This is a genomic window from Paenibacillus sp. FSL H8-0317, from assembly GCF_045040685.1.
Lineage (GTDB): Bacteria > Bacillota > Bacilli > Paenibacillales > Paenibacillaceae > Paenibacillus.
Map to the genome: position 1 here is coordinate 6,323,437 of NZ_CP150294.1, position 19,167 is coordinate 6,342,603.

Here is a 19,167-nt window from a genome sequence, read left to right on the forward strand (position 1 = left end):
TACTTTTGTCAGGTGATAAAAAAGTCGTGAAACCACCACAGATTACCACAAAAAGAAAACTACCACTTCCTCAATATACCGAATGTCGCATATAACGTGCTTAAATGATCCATTTTCACCCAAGCCGGGTAAGGGATTAGAAAATAATATCAATAACCTCTAGCTCATCTTGCTCCTGTTCAGTTTGGCCATTCAGGGAAATATCCTTTAACATTACCGAAGGCTGTTCGGCAATTTGGTTGATGATCACGAGCAGGTCCTGAGCGAAATTGTCGATCAGATTGCGCGTAAACAACTTGGTCGCATATTCAAACTGCCCGTTCATTCCCTCATCCAAGAGCGAAATGACCAAGGTAAGGTCAAATTGGGAAACCGCATGCGTTTCCGGATAAGATTCGATCTGGATATCCCCGAAGCTTTGAACGTTATCTTCCTTCGTTTCCAGTGTAAACATGACATCAAATACAGGATTGCGACTTTGATCGCGCGGTACCTGCAGCTTTTTCACAAGTTTTTCAAACGGATAATCCTGGTGGTCGTAGGCCCCCAGCATCGTTTCTTTGACTTCGTTCAAGTAAGCGAGGAACGTCTTCTCCCCGGATGGATAATGGCGAATCGCCAACGTGTTGACAAACATTCCGATGAGCGGCTCCAGGTCGGCATGTGTGCGGCCCGAAACCGGTGTGCCTACAATGAAATCTTCTTGTCCCGAGTACTTGCTGAGCAGGATGGAATAGGCCGCCGATAACAGCATATATAGGGTAGCACCATTCTCATCGGCAATGCGCTGCAAGCTGTCGGTCATCTGCTTGTCGATACTGAAAGGCAGCACATCTCCCTCAAAGCTGCGAGCGGCAGGTCTGACAAAGTCCGTAGGCAACTCAAGCGTTGGCAGTTCACCTTCCAGCATGTCCAGCCAGTAGGCTTCCTGGTGTTTCAGCCGTTCTTTTACAGGTTCGGACTGCTGCCAAGCGGCGAATTCCTTGTATTGAATCCGAAGCGGTTTCAGCGTTTCACCGTTATACAGGCGCAGCAGTTCTTCGATGAAGATACCCATCGACATGCCATCCGTGACGATATGATGGATGTCCAGCATAAGCAGATGACGCTCCGCTTCCCATTCAACTAAGCCCACACGCAGCAGCGGCGGCCGCTCCAAATCAAAGACACGTACAAAGGCATCCGCAATGCTTTTCGTTTCACTTTCCGTCGCTTTTGTATACTCGATGGCAAACTCCAAGTCCGAATAAACCCGTTGTACCGGTTCGCCGTCAACCATTTCGAAGCCAGTTCGCAAAACTTCATGACGAGCGATTAATCCTTGGAGCGCCGCCTCGAATTGATTCCGCTCCAAGCGCCCGACAAGAACCGTCATGCCGGACATATTGTAGCTAAGCTCGGCGCCTTCCATCTGCTGCTGGATGTACAGCCGTTTTTGCACGGAGGAAAGAGGATAATACTCCCTTTTATCCAGAACCGGAATGGAGAGGAATTCCTGCTGCTCCAATCGGCTAATCACTTCAGCCATCGCTTCAATAGTCGAGTACCGGAATACATCGCGCAGCGGCAGGTCCACGTGCAGCTCTTTGTGCACCTTGCTGACCAGCGTTGTCGCCCGCAGCGAGTGACCACCGAGGTCGAAGAAGTTGTCCGTCACACCAATCGTAACTGACCCGAGCACGTCCTGCCAGATGGAGACCAGTTTCGCCTCCAGATCGGTGCGCGGCGCCACGTATTCGCGCCCTGCACTTACTCCCTCTTCCGGTGCTGGCAGAGCTTTCCGGTCGATTTTCCCGTTTGGTGTCAGAGGTAAATGCTCCAGCTCCACGAAGTACGACGGGATCATGTAACCCGGCAGCTCGCTGGAGATTGCTCGTTTCAGGTCGGCCGCCGTCAGTTCGATATCCATTGTGTAGTAGGCGCACAGCGCCTTTTGCCCATTCTCATCACTTCGAACCAGCACCACCGCTTCGCGTATACCTACCACCCGCAACAGCTGTGACTCGATCTCACCCGTCTCGATCCGGTACCCCCGGATTTTCGCCTGATTGTCGATCCGGCCGATGAAGTCCACGTTGCCGTCCTCCATCCATCGCGCCAAATCTCCCGTGCGATACAACCGCTCACCCGCAGTGAAAGGACTGTCTACAAACTTCTCCTTCGTCAGCTCTGGACGGTTCAAGTACCCACGTGCTACCCCAACGCCGCCGATAACCAATTCGCCCAGCACCCCGACTGGAACAGGATTCAGATGTGCATCCACGATGTAAAATTTCGCATTCAACCACGCTTTGCCAATCGGCACATGGCCTGTCTGCGGCAGTTTCTCCAACTGCTCGTCATAGAAACTGGAGTCAATTGCCGCTTCCGTCACACCGTAGGCGTTAATAATGCGGAATGACGGGCCGAACCGTTCCTGCAAGGTACGGTAATCTGCCACACTGCAGCTGTCCGAGCTAGTGATCAACAGCTCCATACCGCTCAACTCCAACCCCTGCTCATGCACGTACTCCATAAACGGCACGATCAGTGCTGGTGTTGATTCAAAGATTGACACTTGCTCCCGCTCTATCCAGTAATGCAGACGAGACGGATCGATCCGGTCGTCCTTCGGTACAATGACCATGGTACCGCCGTTGTACAGTGTCCGCGCAATGTCACCCACGAACACGTCAAACGAGAAGCTTGCGAGCTGCAACAGACGCACCGGGAACTGATCCAACCGGTATTCCCGTCGGTAGCCTGCTGCCGTGTTCACCAGGCTGCGGTGCTCGATCATTACACCCTTTGGCTTACCCGTCGTTCCCGACGTGTAGATCACATACGCCAAATCCTCCGGGCAAGCTTCATGGAAGCTGTCTATACCGACAATATCAACATCATTTGGATGACTCTCGCCACCACCGTTCACAGCACCCGTCAGCTTGCTGGAGACAGGATTCGGAGCATTCCTGGAGCCTTGGCCGAAGTCCATTGGTACATTCGCTCGGTCTTCGCTGTACGACGCTTCATCGTCGAGATACAGCACCGTCGCCAGTGCCAGTTCCTCTTCGCTGAGCCAGGATTCGGCACGCTCTCGCAGCGGCGTTTGCGCCAGCAGCACCTTCGCTCCGCTGTCTTCCAGCATGAACCGCACACGGTCCGCCGGATAATCCGGGTCAAGCGGTATATACGCCCCTCCCGCTTTCCAGACGGCCATCACAGCCACCAGCAGGTCCACCGAACGCTCGGCGAGAATGCCAACGATGGTCTCCCGACCAATGCCGCTTCCACGCAGCGTAGTCGCCAAGCGATTCGCCCGCTCGTTCAGCTCCGCATATGTAAGCCGATCGTTCTCGTAGACGACGGCTACCGCTTCCGGCGTGTGTTCCGCCTGTTCCTCGAACAGTCGATGGAACGCTGCCACAGGAGCCACTTCCGGCTGCGCCGGGTTAAACGCGCGTACAAGTTCTTCTTTTTCCGCCGCCGTCAAAATATCCAACTCGGAAATCGTCGCTGACGGGTTGCAGAGAATGGATTCAAGCAACTGCAAGTAGTGGGCAGCCAACTTCTCCACCGTTTCGGTTTTATATAGAGCCGTGGCGTATTCAAACAGATATTCCAAGCCGTCCTCAATCTCCGTAACGTCCAAGCTGAGATCGAATTTGGACACAATTTCTTCGCTGGCATACGTCGACAAATGCAGTCCCGGAAGCTGGATTTCCACATTTTCTGTATTCTGCAAAGCAAACATCGTATCAAACAGCGGATTACGGCTTAAATCACGAGTCACGTTTACCTTATCCACCAGTTCCTCAAACGGATAATTCTGATGTTCAAAAGCCCCCAGCGTTGTCTCCTTGATTTCCTTCAAGTAGTCAAGGAACGTCTTACCAGCAGCCGGGTAACTGCGGATGGCCAATGTATTAACGAACATCCCGATCAGCGGTTGAACGTCGCTGTGATTTCTGCCCGCAATCGGCGTACCAACCACCACGTCTTCCTGACCTGAATATTTATGCAGAAGCACGTTATACGCCGCAAGCAGAACCATGTAAAGCGTTGCGCCGTTTTCAGCTGCAAGCCGTTTCAGACCTTCGCTTTTCTCAATATTCATAAACAATTGCAGCGTACGGCCCTCGTAGCTCTGCATAGCCGGGCGCGGATAGTCCGTTGGCATTTCCAGAACTGGCAGTTCTCCGCTGAACATGTCAATCCAGTAGGCTTCCTGCTTGGCAAGTTGCGTTTTCTGCTCGTCCGATTGCTGCCATACTGCATAATCTTTGTACTGAATGCGGAGTGGCTTGAGCGGCTCCCCGCTGTACAAGTGCACGAACTCTTCGATCAGTACGTCCATTGAAACGCCGTCCGATACGATATGATGTGTATCGAACATCAGTATATGCCGGTCTGGCGCCAGCTCGGCAATGCCCACCCGCAGAATTGGCGGCTTCGCCAGATCAAACGCACGAACGAATTGGCGCACCGTTTCTTCCGCCTGCTCCCCGCTGATCTGCACATATTCCACCTGGAAGGCGACTTCTTCGTAAATCCGCTGAACCGCTTCGCCTTCAACCATCTCAAAGCCGGTACGCAGCGTTTCATGACGAGCTACGAGCCCGCGGAACGCTTCTTCAAACCGGTGCCGGTCGAGCTGCCCTTCGAGCAGCATAGCTCCCGGTATGTTGTAGCTCAGCTCGCCTCCTTCCAGCTGGTTCAAGATATAGAGACGTTTCTGAGCAGAAGAGAGTGGATAGTACTCGCTAGGTTCCGCAGCCGGAATAGCCATAAACGAGCCGATCTCCAAACGCTCCATAGCCACAGCCATTTCCTCAACTGTCGAGTAGCGGAATACGTCGCGAAGCGGGAATTGGGCGCCCAGCTCCTTATGCATTTTGCTGACAAGTGTTGTCGCCCGCAGGGAGTGTCCTCCGAGGTCGAAGAAGTTGTCCATTACGCCTACCGCCTTATCCCGAACAAGTACCTCCTGCCAAATGGCGGCCAGCTTCGCCTCCATTTCGGTGCGCGGCGCCACGTATTCGCGGCCTCCCCCTTCCGGCGCTGGCAGCGCCTTCCGGTCAATTTTCCCATTCGGCGTTAGAGGCAATTGCTTCAATTCGACGAAATACGACGGAATCATGTATCCCGGTAGCTCACTGGAGATCGCCCGTTTCAAATCTGCCGCCGTCAAGCCTTCTTCCACTGTATAATAAGCGCACAACGCTTTCTGCCCCTCTTGATCTTCCCTGACAACAACGACCGCTTCCTTCACGCCACCTACACTCAGCAGCTCTGCTTCGACTTCGCCCGTCTCGATCCGGTACCCCCGGATTTTAGCCTGATTGTCGATCCGGCCGATGAAGTCCACGTTGCCATCCTCCATCCACCGCGCCAAATCTCCCGTGCGATACAACCGCTCACCAGCGGTGAAAGGACTGTCTACGAACTTCTCTTCCGTCAGCTCTGGACGGTTCAAGTAACCGCGCGCCACACCGACTCCGCCGATAACCAATTCGCCCAGCACCCCGACTGGAACAGGATTCAGATGTGCATCCACGATGTAGAACTTCGCATTCAACCACGCTTTGCCAATCGGCACATGCCCTGTCTGAGGAAGTCTCGACAACTCCTCGTCATAGAAACTGGAGTCAATTGCCGCTTCCGTCACACCGTAGGCGTTAATAATGCGGAACGACGAGCCAAACCGTTCCTGTAAGGTCCGGTAATCTGCCACACTGCAGCTGTCCGAGCTAGTGATCAACAGCTCCATACCACTTAACTCCAACCCCTGCTCATGCACGTACTCCATAAACGGCACGATCAGCGCGGGCGTCGATTCAAAAGTCGTCACTTGCTCCCGCTCTATCCAGTAGTGCAGACGAGACGGATCAATCCGATCGTCCTTCGGTACAATGACCATGGTCCCTCCGTTGTACAGCGTTCGCGCAATGTCGCCCACGAACACGTCAAACGAGAAGCTTGCGAGTTGCAGCAGTCGCACCGGGAACTGATCCAACCGGTATTCCCGTCGGTAGCCTGCTGCCGTGTTCACCAGGCTGCGGTGCTCGATCATCACACCCTTGGGCTTGCCCGTCGTTCCGGACGTGTAGATGACATACGCTAAATCCTCCGGACGAGCTTCATGGAAGCTGTCCATGCCCACAACATTTGGATGACTCTCGTCACCACCGTTCACAGCCCCCGTTAGCTTGCCGGGGTCTATACCGGAAACCGTACCAGTGCCCATCGGGGCATTTGCCCGAACTTCGCTGTATGACGTTTCGTCGTCGAGGTACAGCACCTTCGCCAGTACCAGCTCCTCTTCGCCAAGCCAGGCTTCGGCACGCTCTCGCAGCGGCGTTTGCGTCAGCAGCACCTTCGCTCCGCTGTCTTCCAGCATGAACCGCACACGGTCCGCCGGATAATCCGGGTCAAGCGGTACATAAGCCCCTCCCGCTTTCCAGATGGCCAGCACAGCCACCAGCAGGTCCACCGAACGCTCGGCGAGAATGCCAACGATTGTCTCCCGACCGATGCCGCTTGCACGCAGCGTTGCTGACAGGCGGTTCGCCCGCTCATTCAACTCCGCATACGTCAGCCGATCGTTCTCGTAGACAACGGCTTCCTCTTCCGGTGTGCGTTCCGCCTGTTGCTCGAACAGGCGATGGAAGGCGGCTACAGGAGCCACTTCCTGCTGCACCGGATTAAACACGCCGACAATTTCTTCTTTTTCCGCCGCCGTCAGAAGCTCTAACTCATTTACACGAACATTCGGGTTAGCCGTAACCTGCTCCAATGCACGGGCAAAATGACCGTGGATCTGCCTGATGTCTTGCTCTCTGAACGTCAGTGCATTGTACGTAAACCGCAGCAAAATATGTTCTTCCGGAATGACGGTAATGTCCAGATCATAGTTCGTTTGTTCCGGCGATTGGATATTAGCGATTTTCAGCGCATCTTGGCCTCCGCCGACAACTTGCTCAATCTGTTCTTCCATCGGATAATTTTCAAAGACCATAATATGGTTGATCAAGTCACGCTTTTGCTCGCTCAGCGACTGAATTTCGAACAGCGGGAACGTTTCGTAAGCTCCCGATGCCAGCGCTTGATCCTGGGTTTTTCTCAAAATATCGGCTACCGTCTCCTCGGCTTTACCTTGAATACGGACCGGAATCGTATTAATAAACAGGCCAATCATGCTTTCGATGCCCGGAATCTCCGCCGGACGCCCGGATACAACGGAGCCGAACACAACATCCTCGCTGTTGTTGTATATCTGTAAGACCAGTCCCCATACAGTCTGCATAATCGTGTTGAGTGTCACCTGTTGCTGGCGCGCCACACGCTCAATTTGCTCAGTCAGTCCCTTGCTGAGTTCCACATCGATTTCAGCCATTTCAAAAGCATGCTGTTTCAGCTGCGTTCTCTCCTGCGGCAGCCTGGTCTGCTGATCGTAACCCGCCAAATACTCCGACCAGTAACCCGAAGCTTTTGCTACATCTTGAGCTTCCAGCCATTCGATATACCGGGAGTATGAGGTAACCGGAGGAAGCTCTAGCGCTCGCTTCTCCTGAAAGGCAAAGTAAGTGTCGAACACTTCCTTGATCATGAAGGACATACACCAGCCATCCATCAAAATGTGATGATGACTCCAGATCACATGGTAGGCCTCGTCGCCTGTGCGCAAAACGGTCACACGCATAAGAGAGTCTTGAGCCAAATCAAACTTGTTCGCTTTATCCGTGCTGACAAAATCGGCTATCGTTTTCTCCAGGTGTTCATCTCTTGCCGAGCGAAGATCATCAAAGTACACTTCACATTTCCGCTCGCGGAATACCACTTGAATCGGCTCGTCTCTCCAGCCGGTAATAAAGTTGGTCCGCAGCGCCTCATTTCGCTGTACCAGCGTATCCAATCCCCGGGTGAAGGCTTCCACATTCAGGCTTCCATACAGATCGAAGGTCACCTGTTCAAAGTAAGCTTCCGAATCGGCATCCAGCAGGCTGTGGAACAACATCCCTTTTTGCAGTGGAGTCAGGGTGTATACATTCTCCAGTTCGCCGAGTGCCGCCGTATGTTCGGACAGCTGCTCCAGTTCCTCCACCGTCACATCTTGAAGCAGTACATCACTAGGCGTAAGCTCCGGCCGCTCTTTCGATACGCAATGGCTGATGACCTCACGCAAACTCGATTGAAGCAGGGAGCCCAAGCGCTCAACCGTCTCCCGTTGATACTGGGTTTCCCCATAACGGATCGTGAGTTCCAACACGCCTTCCGACACCATACCGTTGATATCGAGGACATAATCCATCACAGCATTTTGGCTTGAATCGGAGCCCGGACTGAACCGAGACGGCTGCGAGCCACTGCTTTCGTAATCCTGGTCGAACTGGCCCAGATAGTTAAAACTGATCTCCGGCTCCAAAACGAAGCTCTCTCCGGCACGCGGCGCCGACAAATAACGCAGGATGCCATAGCCGATCCCTTTGTTCGGAATGCAACGCAAGTTTTCTTTCACCTGTTTCACCTGATGACCGAGTGCCTGAACGTTACCTGGCTCCAGAACAACAGGGAATTGGCTTGTAAACCAGCCTACCGTGCGCGTAATGTCCACATCTGGCAAAAGTTCTTCCCGGCCGTGGCCTTCGAGATTCACCAGCACGCGTTCCTGACCGCTCCAAGCTTGTACTGAGAGGCCCAGCGCGGCAAGCAGCAAATCGTTCATTTCCGTATGGTAAGCACGGTGAGCCTGCTTAAGTAATTGTTCGGTTTCGTCCACTGTCCATCGAACGGTTACGAGCCCGCTGTCCTTCAGCTTGGATCTGCCTTGTTCATAATCTTTTGGAAGCGGCTCATAGGCCAATTGCTCGATACACTGCCAATACGCTCTCTCGCTTTCCATCGCGGACCCGTTCGCATAATCAGCGAGCTGTTTCGCCCACGTTTGGAATGAATCCGTTTTGAGCGGCAGACGGATCAGCTGCCCTTGCAGCGCCTGCTCATAGGCGGCAGCAAAATCCTCAAGCAGAATCCGCCAGGATACGCCGTCTACAACCAAGTGATGGATCGCGATGAGCAGATGGTCGCCATCATCACAGCGGAACAAACCAAGCTTCACCAGCGGACCGTTTTCCAGATCGATGCTTGCTTGAATGTCATTTGCCTTAACCTCTACCGCTTCTTTCACGTCACGGACTGCCTTGAAATCGACAACTTCCAGATCGAACAGCACTTCATTCTCCCCAGCGCCACGATTCCAAGCGTTATAACCATTCTCGGTTTGACGATAAACCGTACGAAGAGCATCGTGATGCACGATAAGCTGACGCACTGCTTGACGTAAAGCTTTTTCATCAAAGCCTTGCTTGGAGAACTGCATGAACGCCTGATTACTGTGATGCACATCGGCCGGATTTTGTTCAAAGAACCAGCGCTGAATCGGGGTCAGGATAACCTCTCCCGTCACTTCGGCCTGACTTGCCGTTCTCTCCGCTGTTTGCAACCGCAAACTAAGGGCGGAGATCGTCGGGTAATGGAACAAATCTTTCATGACCAGCTTGTACCCCGTTTGCAAAAGACGAGAAGATACCTGTAAAGCTTTAATTGAATCTCCACCAAGCGCAAAGAAATTATCCATGGTGCCAACCTGATCCACGCCTAACACTGACTGCCAGACCAACGCGAGTGCTTTCTCGGCAGGAGTACGCGGCGCCGTGTATGCAGCCTCGGCACGAATGCTTCCTTCCGGCACAGGCAACGCTTTACGATCGATCTTGCCGTTCGGTGTAAGCGGTAGTTGATCCAGACGCATGATTCGTGAAGGCACCATATGAGAAGGCAGTACGGCGTCCAGATGGGCCACAAGCCCTTCCAGATCGAAGCTGGAATCCACTACGACATACCCGCACAAATATTTCTGCCCCCGCTCGTCCGTCCGGTCGATGACAAGCGCTTGACGTACCTCGGCAACATTTTTCATGGCCGCTTCAATCTCACCAAGCTCGATCCGATAACCGCGAATTTTCACCTGATTGTCGATTCGGCCGATGAAATCTACGTTGCCATCAGGCATCCAGCGTGCCAGATCACCCGTCCGGTACAACCGCTCCCCAGCGATGAACGGGCTATCTACGAATTTCTCCGCCGTTAAATCCGGGCGGTTCAAGTAACCGCGAGCCACACCTGCTCCGCCGATAACCAGCTCGCCTTGCACTCCGATCGGCACCGGCTTCAGATTTGCATCCACGATGTAGAATCTGGCGTTAAGCCACGCTTTGCCGATTGGCACGCTGCCAGTCTTCGGCAGCTTCTCCAGCGGCTCATCATAGAAGCTGGAGTCAATCGCCGCTTCTGTTACGCCGTAGCTGTTAATAATACGGAACTGCGAACCAAAGCGCTCCTGCAAGGTGCGGTAATCCGCTACGCTGCAAGCGTCCGAGCTTGTGATCAGCAGCTGCATCGAGCTGAGGTCCAGACCCTCGGCATACACATGCTCCATGAACGGCACGACCAGCGCAGGAGTTGATTCGAACACCGTCACGGCGTAGTCGCGAATCCAGCCATAGAGGCGGGTTGGATCAATCCGGTCTTCCTTCGGCACGATGACCATAGTTCCACCGTTGTACAGCGTCCGTGCAATGTCACCGACGAACACATCAAACGAGAAACTGGCCAGTTGCAGCAGCCGGATCGGGAACTGATCCAGACGGTAGTCCCGCCGGTAGCCCGCAGCCGTGTTCACCAAGCTGCGGTGTTCCACTGCCACGCCCTTCGGACGGCCCGTTGTACCGGAGGTGTAGATGACGTAAGCCAGATCGCCCGACTTGTTCACATTGGCCGGATTGGATGCGAGATCCGCCGCTTGTGTGCTCTGCTCAGCTTCTGCCGTGGCAGATGTTTCGGCAGCAGCCTTTGCTACTTGCGCCAAAGCCTCCGTCGCTGCGTCCGCTTCTCCCAAAGCTTGTACGCCTACAGCCGTTTCCGCCGCTCCGAGGATGTACGCCGAGGCGTCATCAAGTGCAAGCACCGTTTGCAGCGTTAAAGCTCCGTCGCTGCGCCAAGCTTCCGCCTGCTCCAACAGGCAGGCCTGCGTAAGCAACACCGATGCCCCGCTGTCCGCGAGCATATATTCGATCCGCTCCGCTGGATAATCGGGGTCAAGCGGTACATAAGCGCCGCCAGCTTTCCATACGGCGAGTACCCCGATCAACAGCTCGGCCGAACGGCCGGCCAGAATGCCGACCACCTGTTCCGGCTTCACCCCGCGTGCCCGCAGTACATACGCCAGACGATTCGCTTTGGCGTTCAGCTCCGCATATGTCAGCTTGCTGTCTTCATATACAACCGCCAGCGCTCCCGGAGTGCGTTCCGCCTGCTCCTCGAACAGCTCGTGGAACGTTCTCTCTCTCCACGACTCATCCGCTTCCAAACCTGTACCCTCTGTAACGGATTGCTTTGCAAGAGCCGAAGAAGACACGTCAAACCCGACCATTAAATTATCCTTTTCGCTGTCCGTCAATATATCCAAATCCGAAATCCGCGCACCCGGTTGAGCCAGGATCGACGCCAAAAGCTGCTCGTAATGACCCGCCAGCCGTACCATTGTTTCCTGTCTAAACAACGAGGTAGCGTACTCGATCTTGCAAACCAACTCGTTACCCTCTTCCACGATATCCAAGCTAAGATCAAACTTTGCCGTCTTTTCCTCGATGTCAAACAGTGACCATTGCAAGCCATCAAGAGTTAAATCCAGGCTTTCGTGCTTTTGCAATGAAAACATGGTGTCAAACAGCGGATTTCGGCTTAAATCCCGGCTCACCTGAAGAGCTTCTACCAGCTCCTCAAACGGATAGTCCTGGTGCTCGTAGGCTCCAAGCGTCCTTTCCTTCACTTCCTGCAAGTAATCCATGAACGTCCGCTCTGCCGTCGGACCCAAGCGAAGGGCCAGCGTATTGACAAACATACCGATAATCGGCTGCACGTCGGCGTGAGAACGAGCGGCAATCGGAGTACCAACTACTATATCTTCCTGTCCCGCGTATTTATGAAGCAATACGGAGTACGCAGCCAGCAGAAGCATGTACAACGTTGCCCCCGAATCGCTGGCAAGCTGTTTGAGAGCTTCGCCTTTCTCCGCATCAAGCGTAAACGTGAGCGTTTGACCGTCAAACTGCTGAACGGCTGGACGGGAGTAGTCAAGAGGCAGCTCAAGAACCGGAAGCTCGGAGCTGAACACCCCGTGCCAGTATTCCTCCTGTCGTTTGATGCGTTGACGCTGTTCCTCGGATTGCTGCCAAACGGCGTAATCCTTGTATTGAATCCGCAGCTCCGGCAATTCTTCACCATTGTACAGGCGCACGAATTCGCGCAGCAGCACATCCATGGAAAGGCCGTCGGAAGCAATGTGATGCATATCCAGCGCGAGCAGGAATTTTTCTTTCTCCAATTCGATCAGCAGGGCGCGCAGTAAAGGCGGCTGGGTCAAGTCAAAAGGCTGGATGAAGCCTTCAAGAATGCCTGCAACCTGATCTTCGCTTGCTTGAATCTTCTCGACCTTGAAAGCGACGAGCGGGTGAATACGCTGAACCGGCTCCCCATTCATGATTTCAAAACCGGTGCGCAACATATCGTGCCGGGCCATCAAAGTAGCCAGCACATCTTCTACTTTGGCCTCGTTCAAATCCCCTTCCAATTGCAAGGCACTTGGGAGGTTATAATTCAGCTCCAAGCTATCCAGCTGGTGCAGGACATACAGCCTTTTTTGTGCAGAGGAAACCGGATAGTACGCTCTCTCTTCCGCTTTTGGAATCAAGCTATGCTCTGATTCATCCAAGCTGGCAATAGCCCCAGCCATCGATTCTATCGTCATATAGCGGAACACATCGCGCAGCGGAAGTTCAACGTTCATTTCCTTCCGAATCTTGCTGACAAGGTTTGTCGCCCGCAAGGAATGCCCTCCGAGCTCGAAGAAATTGTCCAGGACCCCAATTCCGGAGTAACCCAGCACTTCCTCCCAGATCTTCACAAGCTGGGACTCCGTAAGGTTACGCGGCGCTACGTATTCAACGCCCGTTTGCAAGCCGCCTTGCGGCTCCGGCAGTGCTTTGCGGTCCACTTTGCCGTTGGACGTCAGCGGCATGCGTTCCAGCTGCACGAAGTACGACGGGATCATGTATCCCGGCATTCCCTGGGCCAGCGAGGTTCTCATTTCGCTAACCGTCAGCGTCCGGTCCGCCACAAAGTAGGCAACAAGCGCCTTCTCGCCCCCGCTGTCCTGACGGGCGAGCACCACCGCTTCTTCCACGCCCTCCACGTTCAGAAGCTGCGTCTCAATTTCGTCCAGCTCGATCCGGTACCCGCGGATTTTGACCTGATGGTCGATCCGACCCAGATATTCAATGTTGCCGTCCGGCAGCCAAGCTGCCAAGTCTCCCGAACGGTACAGTTTCTCCCCATCTGCAAACGGAGAATCAATGAACTTTTCCGCCGTCAAATCCGGGCGATTCAGGTATCCTCTTGCCAATCCTTCCCCGGCTACGTACATTTCGCCTGCTACGCCAATCGGAACAGGACGACGATTTTCATCCAGAACGTACACGCTCAGCGTTGGGATCGGCTTGCCGATATTACTTTTCGCCGCCTCCATCTCCATCCATGTGATTTCCTTATACGTCACGTGAACCGTCGTTTCGGTAATACCGTACATATTGATCAGCTTTGTCTCCGGGTACTTCGTCTTAAAACCCTTGAGCAACAGCGGGCTGAGCGCTTCGCCGCCGAAGATGACGTTACGAATCTGCAGATCGTACGGATGGTCCGCTAAAACCTCACGCAGCAGTTGGTAGAAATATGTTGGCGTCTGGTTCAAAATCGTGACCTGTTCGCGGCTCAACAGTGCCAGGAACTCAGCCGGATTTTTCGCCGTAAGCGGCGGTACGATAACCAGCTTGCCTCCGTACAGCAACGCTCCGTACATTTCCCAGACGGAGAAATCGAAGCAGAACGAGTGGAACAACGTCCACGTGTCGGACGGCCCAAAGTCGAACAGGTTCTTGTCGTTGAACAAAAGGCGCACGACGTTTTTATGCTCAATCAACGTGCCTTTGGGTTTGCCGGTCGTTCCCGATGTGTAGATGACATAAGCCAAGTTACCCGGGCCAGAAATTGGCTCCAGATTCGAAGCGTCCAGCGCACCAGCGGAGTCCGCCCCTTTGTCGCCCCAAACGAAATCGTCCAATTCAAGGCGCGTTCCTGCGAAGTCGGTCTTCTCATGCAAATGCTTTTGAATCAGCAATAACGGTGCGCCCGAGTCCTCAATCATGAAGCGGATGCGTTCCTCCGGGTAGTCGGGATCAACAGGTACGTAGGCTCCGCCCGCTTTGAGAATCGCCAGAATGCCGACGACCATATCAAGCGAACGTTCGGCCAGAATCGCTACCAGCTGGTCCGCTTCGACTCCCGTCTCCCGCAGCTTGCGCGCAAGCCGGTTGGACCGCTCATTCAATTCGTGGTAGGTCAACTGCCGCTCATTCATGACGGCGGCCACGTTATCCGGATAAAGCTTCGCCTGCTCTTCGAACAAGCCATAAATCGTCTGCTGACGCGGGTAGTCTGCCTCCGAATCATTAAAACCGCGCACCAGTTCACGGATTTCCTGCTCCGTTAGCATTTCCAGCGAAGCGATATCCCCTTCCGGCGCTGTTGCGATAGTTTCGAGTAGCTTGTCGTAATGTCTGGCAAACCGCTCTGCGGTCTCCTGTTTATACAAAGCCGTAGCGTACTCCAACCGGCATTCGAGCTGACCATCCAGCTCCGAAATGTCCAGAAGCAACTCGAACTTGGACGTTCGGTTTTCCAACGGATAAAACGATTGCTCCAGCCCCTCGATGACAATTTGCTCATTCTCCGTATTTTGCAGGGAAAAGAACGTATCAAAGAGCGGATTCCGGCCGGTCGCGCGTGGAATGTGAAGACTTTCCACCAAATCTTCGAACAAATAGTTTTGGTGTTCAAAAGCCCCGAGTGTGATTTCCTTCATTTCTTCCAGATACTTAAGGTACGGCTTGGAACGCTCCGGATGGCTGCGAATGGCAAGCGTGTTGATAAACATACCTACGATTGGCTGTACTTCTTCCTGCGTTCTTCCGGCAATCGGCGTTCCCACGATCAGATCTTCCTGACCCGAATATTTATGCATAAGGATCGAGTAAGCAGACAACAGCACCATGTACAGGGTTGTGCCCGTCCGTGCGGCCAGTTCTTTCAGCTTCTCCGTCCGTTCTTTCCCAATATCAAACTTCACGGTCCGGCCGTCAAAACTTTGCACCGCAGGCCGCGGAAAGTCCGTCGGCAGTTCCAATACAGGCAGCTCGCCCGACAGCTGTTCCAGCCAGTACTCCTTCTGTGGCTGGATCAACTGCCCGTAGGCTTCGGAATGCTGCCAAACGGCATAATCTTTGTATTGAATACGCAACGGAGCCAGCTCCTCACCCCGATACAGGCGGCTGAACTCGTCGAAAAGCAGCGCTGTCGAGATGCCATCCGAGACGATATGGTGCATATCGAACAGCAGAATGTGGCGATCCTCGCCGACTTCGATCAGGCCGATGCGCAGAAGTGGCGGCTTGGTCAGATCAAACGGGTGATAGTATGCTTCCACCAATTGGTCCACTTCTTGCTCGCTCACCTGGAAATAATCTACAGCAAACTCCACCTCGTCATAGATGCGCTGCACAAGCTCGCCTTGAACCTGCTCGATCCCGGTACGCAGCGTCTCATGGCGCTGAATCAGCGCCCGGAACGCGTACTCTACGCGCGTGCGGTCCAGCTTGCCTTCGAGAAGAAGCGCCGCCGACATATTGTAGCTACGCTCGGCCGCGTCAAGCTGGCGCAGGACGTACAGACGCTTTTGCTCGGATGAAACCGGATAGTACTCGGCCTCTGCCGCCTTTGTAATCTCATACGTCTCCTGCTGCTTTAAACCGCTAATTCTTTGAGCAAGTTGTTCGATCGTGGTGTAGCGGAAAACGTCCCGCAGCGGAACCTCGACTTGCAGCTCTTTTCGAATCTTGGAAACAAGCGCGGAGGCTCGCAAGGAATGACCACCAAGGTCAAAGAAATCGTCATGGACTCCAACTCGCGCAATACCCAGCACCTGCTGCCAAATAAGTGCAAGTCTTGTTTCCAGCGTTGTACGAGGAGCCACATACTCACGGCCCACTTCTACCTCTTCGGTCGGTTCAGGCAACGCTTTACGGTCAACTTTTCCATTCGGTGTGAGCGGAAGCTGATCAAGAGACACCAGCCGTGCCGGAACCATATGCGCAGGTAGCTCTTGTTTCAATTGGGACAACAGATCGCTCAGCTGCACGGAAGCATCCCCCGCCACGTAACCGCACAAATACTTTTGCCCCTGCTCATCCGTACGGTCAGTCACCACAGCCTGCTTGACACCCGGGAAACTGAGCAGGGCCGATTCAATTTCGCCGAGTTCGATCCGGAACCCGCGAATTTTCACTTGATAGTCGATTCGGCCGATGAAGTCAACGTTACCGTCTTCCAGCCAGCGGGCCAAATCTCCTGTCCGATACAGACGTTCGCCAGGCACAAACGGGCTGTCTGCAAACTTCTCGGTGGTTAGGTCCGGACGGTTCCAATACCCGCGCGCCACCCCGGCGCCGCCGATGACAAGTTCACCCGGAATCCCTACAGGAACCGGCTTTAACCCGGCATCGACAATGTAAAACCGGGCGTTCAACCAGGCTTTGCCAATCGGCACATGACCCAACGATGGCAGCTTGTCCAGCGGCTCATCGTAAAAGCTGCTGTCAATGGCCGCTTCGGTAACGCCGTAGCTGTTGATGATGCGGAATTGTCCGCCGAATCTTTCCTGCAGCAATCGATAATCGGTGACACTGCAAGCATCCGAGCTGGTAATCAGCAACTGCATGGAGCTGACGTCCAGCCCTTCTTCATAAATATGCTGCATGAACGGCAGGATGAGCGCAGGTGTCGATTCAAATACCGTAATGTTTTGCTCCCGAATCCAGCCGTATAAACGGTTCGGATCAATCCGGTCATCCTTTGGCACAATTACCATTGTTCCTCCGTTATACAGCGTCCGCGCGATGTCTCCAACGAACACGTCAAACGAAAAGCTTGCCAGTTGCAGCAACCGCACCGGGAACTGATCCAACCGGTACTCGCGGCGGTACGCATCTGCCGTATTCATGAGACTACCATGCTCGATCATGACGCCTTTTGGGCGTCCCGTCGTACCCGAGGTGTAAATCACATAAGCCAAGTCTTGCGGGGCAATGTCAGCAGATTCATATTCCACTGCTGAGGTATCCCCGTTATACATCTGTTCATCATCCATGGCATAGACAGCTTGAAGCTTCAGCCGGTCATCGTCCAACCAACCTCCGGCCCCCTCCAACAGATGACGCTGCGTAAGCAGCACCGATGCTTCGCTATCGCTGAGCATGAACTCAATCCGCTCCGCCGGATAATCGGGGTCCAGCGGTACATAAGCTCCGCCGGCTTTCCATACGGCGAGCACACCGACCAGCAGTTCCACCGAGCGCTCCGCCCAGATCCCCGTAATTGTCTCCCTTCCCACGCCCTGTTCACGAAGGAGCGAAGCTAGCCGCTCGGCGCGTTCGTTCAATTCGCCGTAGGTCAACTTTTTGTCCATGTAAACAACTGCCGGGTGATCCGGAATGTCTCGGGCAAACTTTTCAACATACCGATGAAACGCTATTCCCTCGCTCAGTGCTGCCACCGGCGGGTTAAACACGTCCAGAATACGGTGTCTCTCCTCATCGCTCAGTAGAGAAATCTCGCGTACCCGCAGTTCGGGAGTCTCAAGAAACTGGTCCAAAACAGTTACATACTGTTCCATAATGCGATCAATTTCGGCCGTCTCGAACAGGCCCGTACGATAGGAAGCATGGAGAATGACATGGCCTTCATTCAGCATATGGTCAAAGCGAAGCAGTAGATCGTCCATCTCGTGCCTGGCAAAGTGAGCCTCCAGACGTACCTTGATTTCTTCGTACTCCACGATTTTCAAAGGCAGATATTCCAGAGACGTGCGGAACAACTCCGAAAGATCGTTGCGACCGTGTTGTTCACGTAAATCCTGGATCAATTGGTTATAAGGATATTTCTGATGCCGCAGATCCGCCGTATTTTCCTTGGAAACCGTTTGGATCAAGGAGAGCACGGACCCATCTGGATTCAGACTAATCCGCGTAGCCACGGTGCTGACGAACATACCGATCGTTTCTTTTTCCTTCTTGCTGGTGCGATTGGCAAATACCGTGCCGACCGGCACATCGGTGCTGTCGGTCAGCTTATACAATAAGGCGTACATGGCGGACAAAAATAACGTATATAAACTGACCTGATATTGTTCGCTAAAAGCCAAAATGCGGTCATACCGGGAACCATCCAACGTGATGGAACGTTTATTCGATTCGCTGCCAATCGAGAATGGCGGAGCCGATTTAATGCCGCTCGTTTCAGGCAAAGTATTGTACTTGGTCAGCCAATATTCCTTGCCTTTTTGATAACGCTGCGATTGCTCATATTCGTGCTCAGTTGAAATATAATCCAGATAGGAAGGAGCTTGGTAACTGCTGAGGATGCCTTTGCGCAGTTCCAGGTATTTTTCCATCACCGCATGCAGCAAAGCAGTGACGGACAAGCCATCGGCAATGATATGATTTACAGTCAAATTAAGCCATACTTGGCCGTTCGCAAAATGGATCATCGTAAATTGATAGAGGTGTTCGTCGAACACACTGGCCGGTTTTTCGGTTACTTCTTTCACCCAGGCATAGAATTGTTCGGTTGTACCTATTTCAAGGTGGCTTATCTGGGCTTGGACATTCTCCGGCTCTTCGAACCACTGCGTTGGATTTTGCAAATCCCCGTTAATACGGATTCGGAAAGCGTCATAGGTTTTGACAATCTCTGCGGCCGCTTGCTCCAGCAGCTTGGTGTCGATCTCGCCCGTAATTTGGTAGGTCGCGGAAAGCATCGTGATGGATGTGCCCGGATTCATAATTTCCATGAACCATATCCGGCGCTGGGCTTGCGTTAATCCATATTGCTTGTTCGTATTCTCTCTCACATCGACACACTCCCGTATTAGAGATTGTTTGTAGATAGGCTTTGTATTTA

Annotated in this window: 1 protein-coding gene; it reads right to left on the reverse strand. The window is 53.5% G+C overall.

Going from position 1 to position 19,167, the window contains the following annotated elements; translation table 11 throughout:
* Nucleotides 1-136 precede the first annotated feature (136 nt).
* Nucleotides 137-19,117 carry a non-ribosomal peptide synthase/polyketide synthase gene (locus tag MHB43_RS28340; protein ID WP_339179658.1) on the reverse strand — a complete coding sequence of 6,327 codons (18,981 nt, stop codon included), beginning with the start codon at nt 19,115-19,117 and terminating at the stop codon, nt 137-139.
* Nucleotides 19,118-19,167 lie beyond the last annotated feature (50 nt).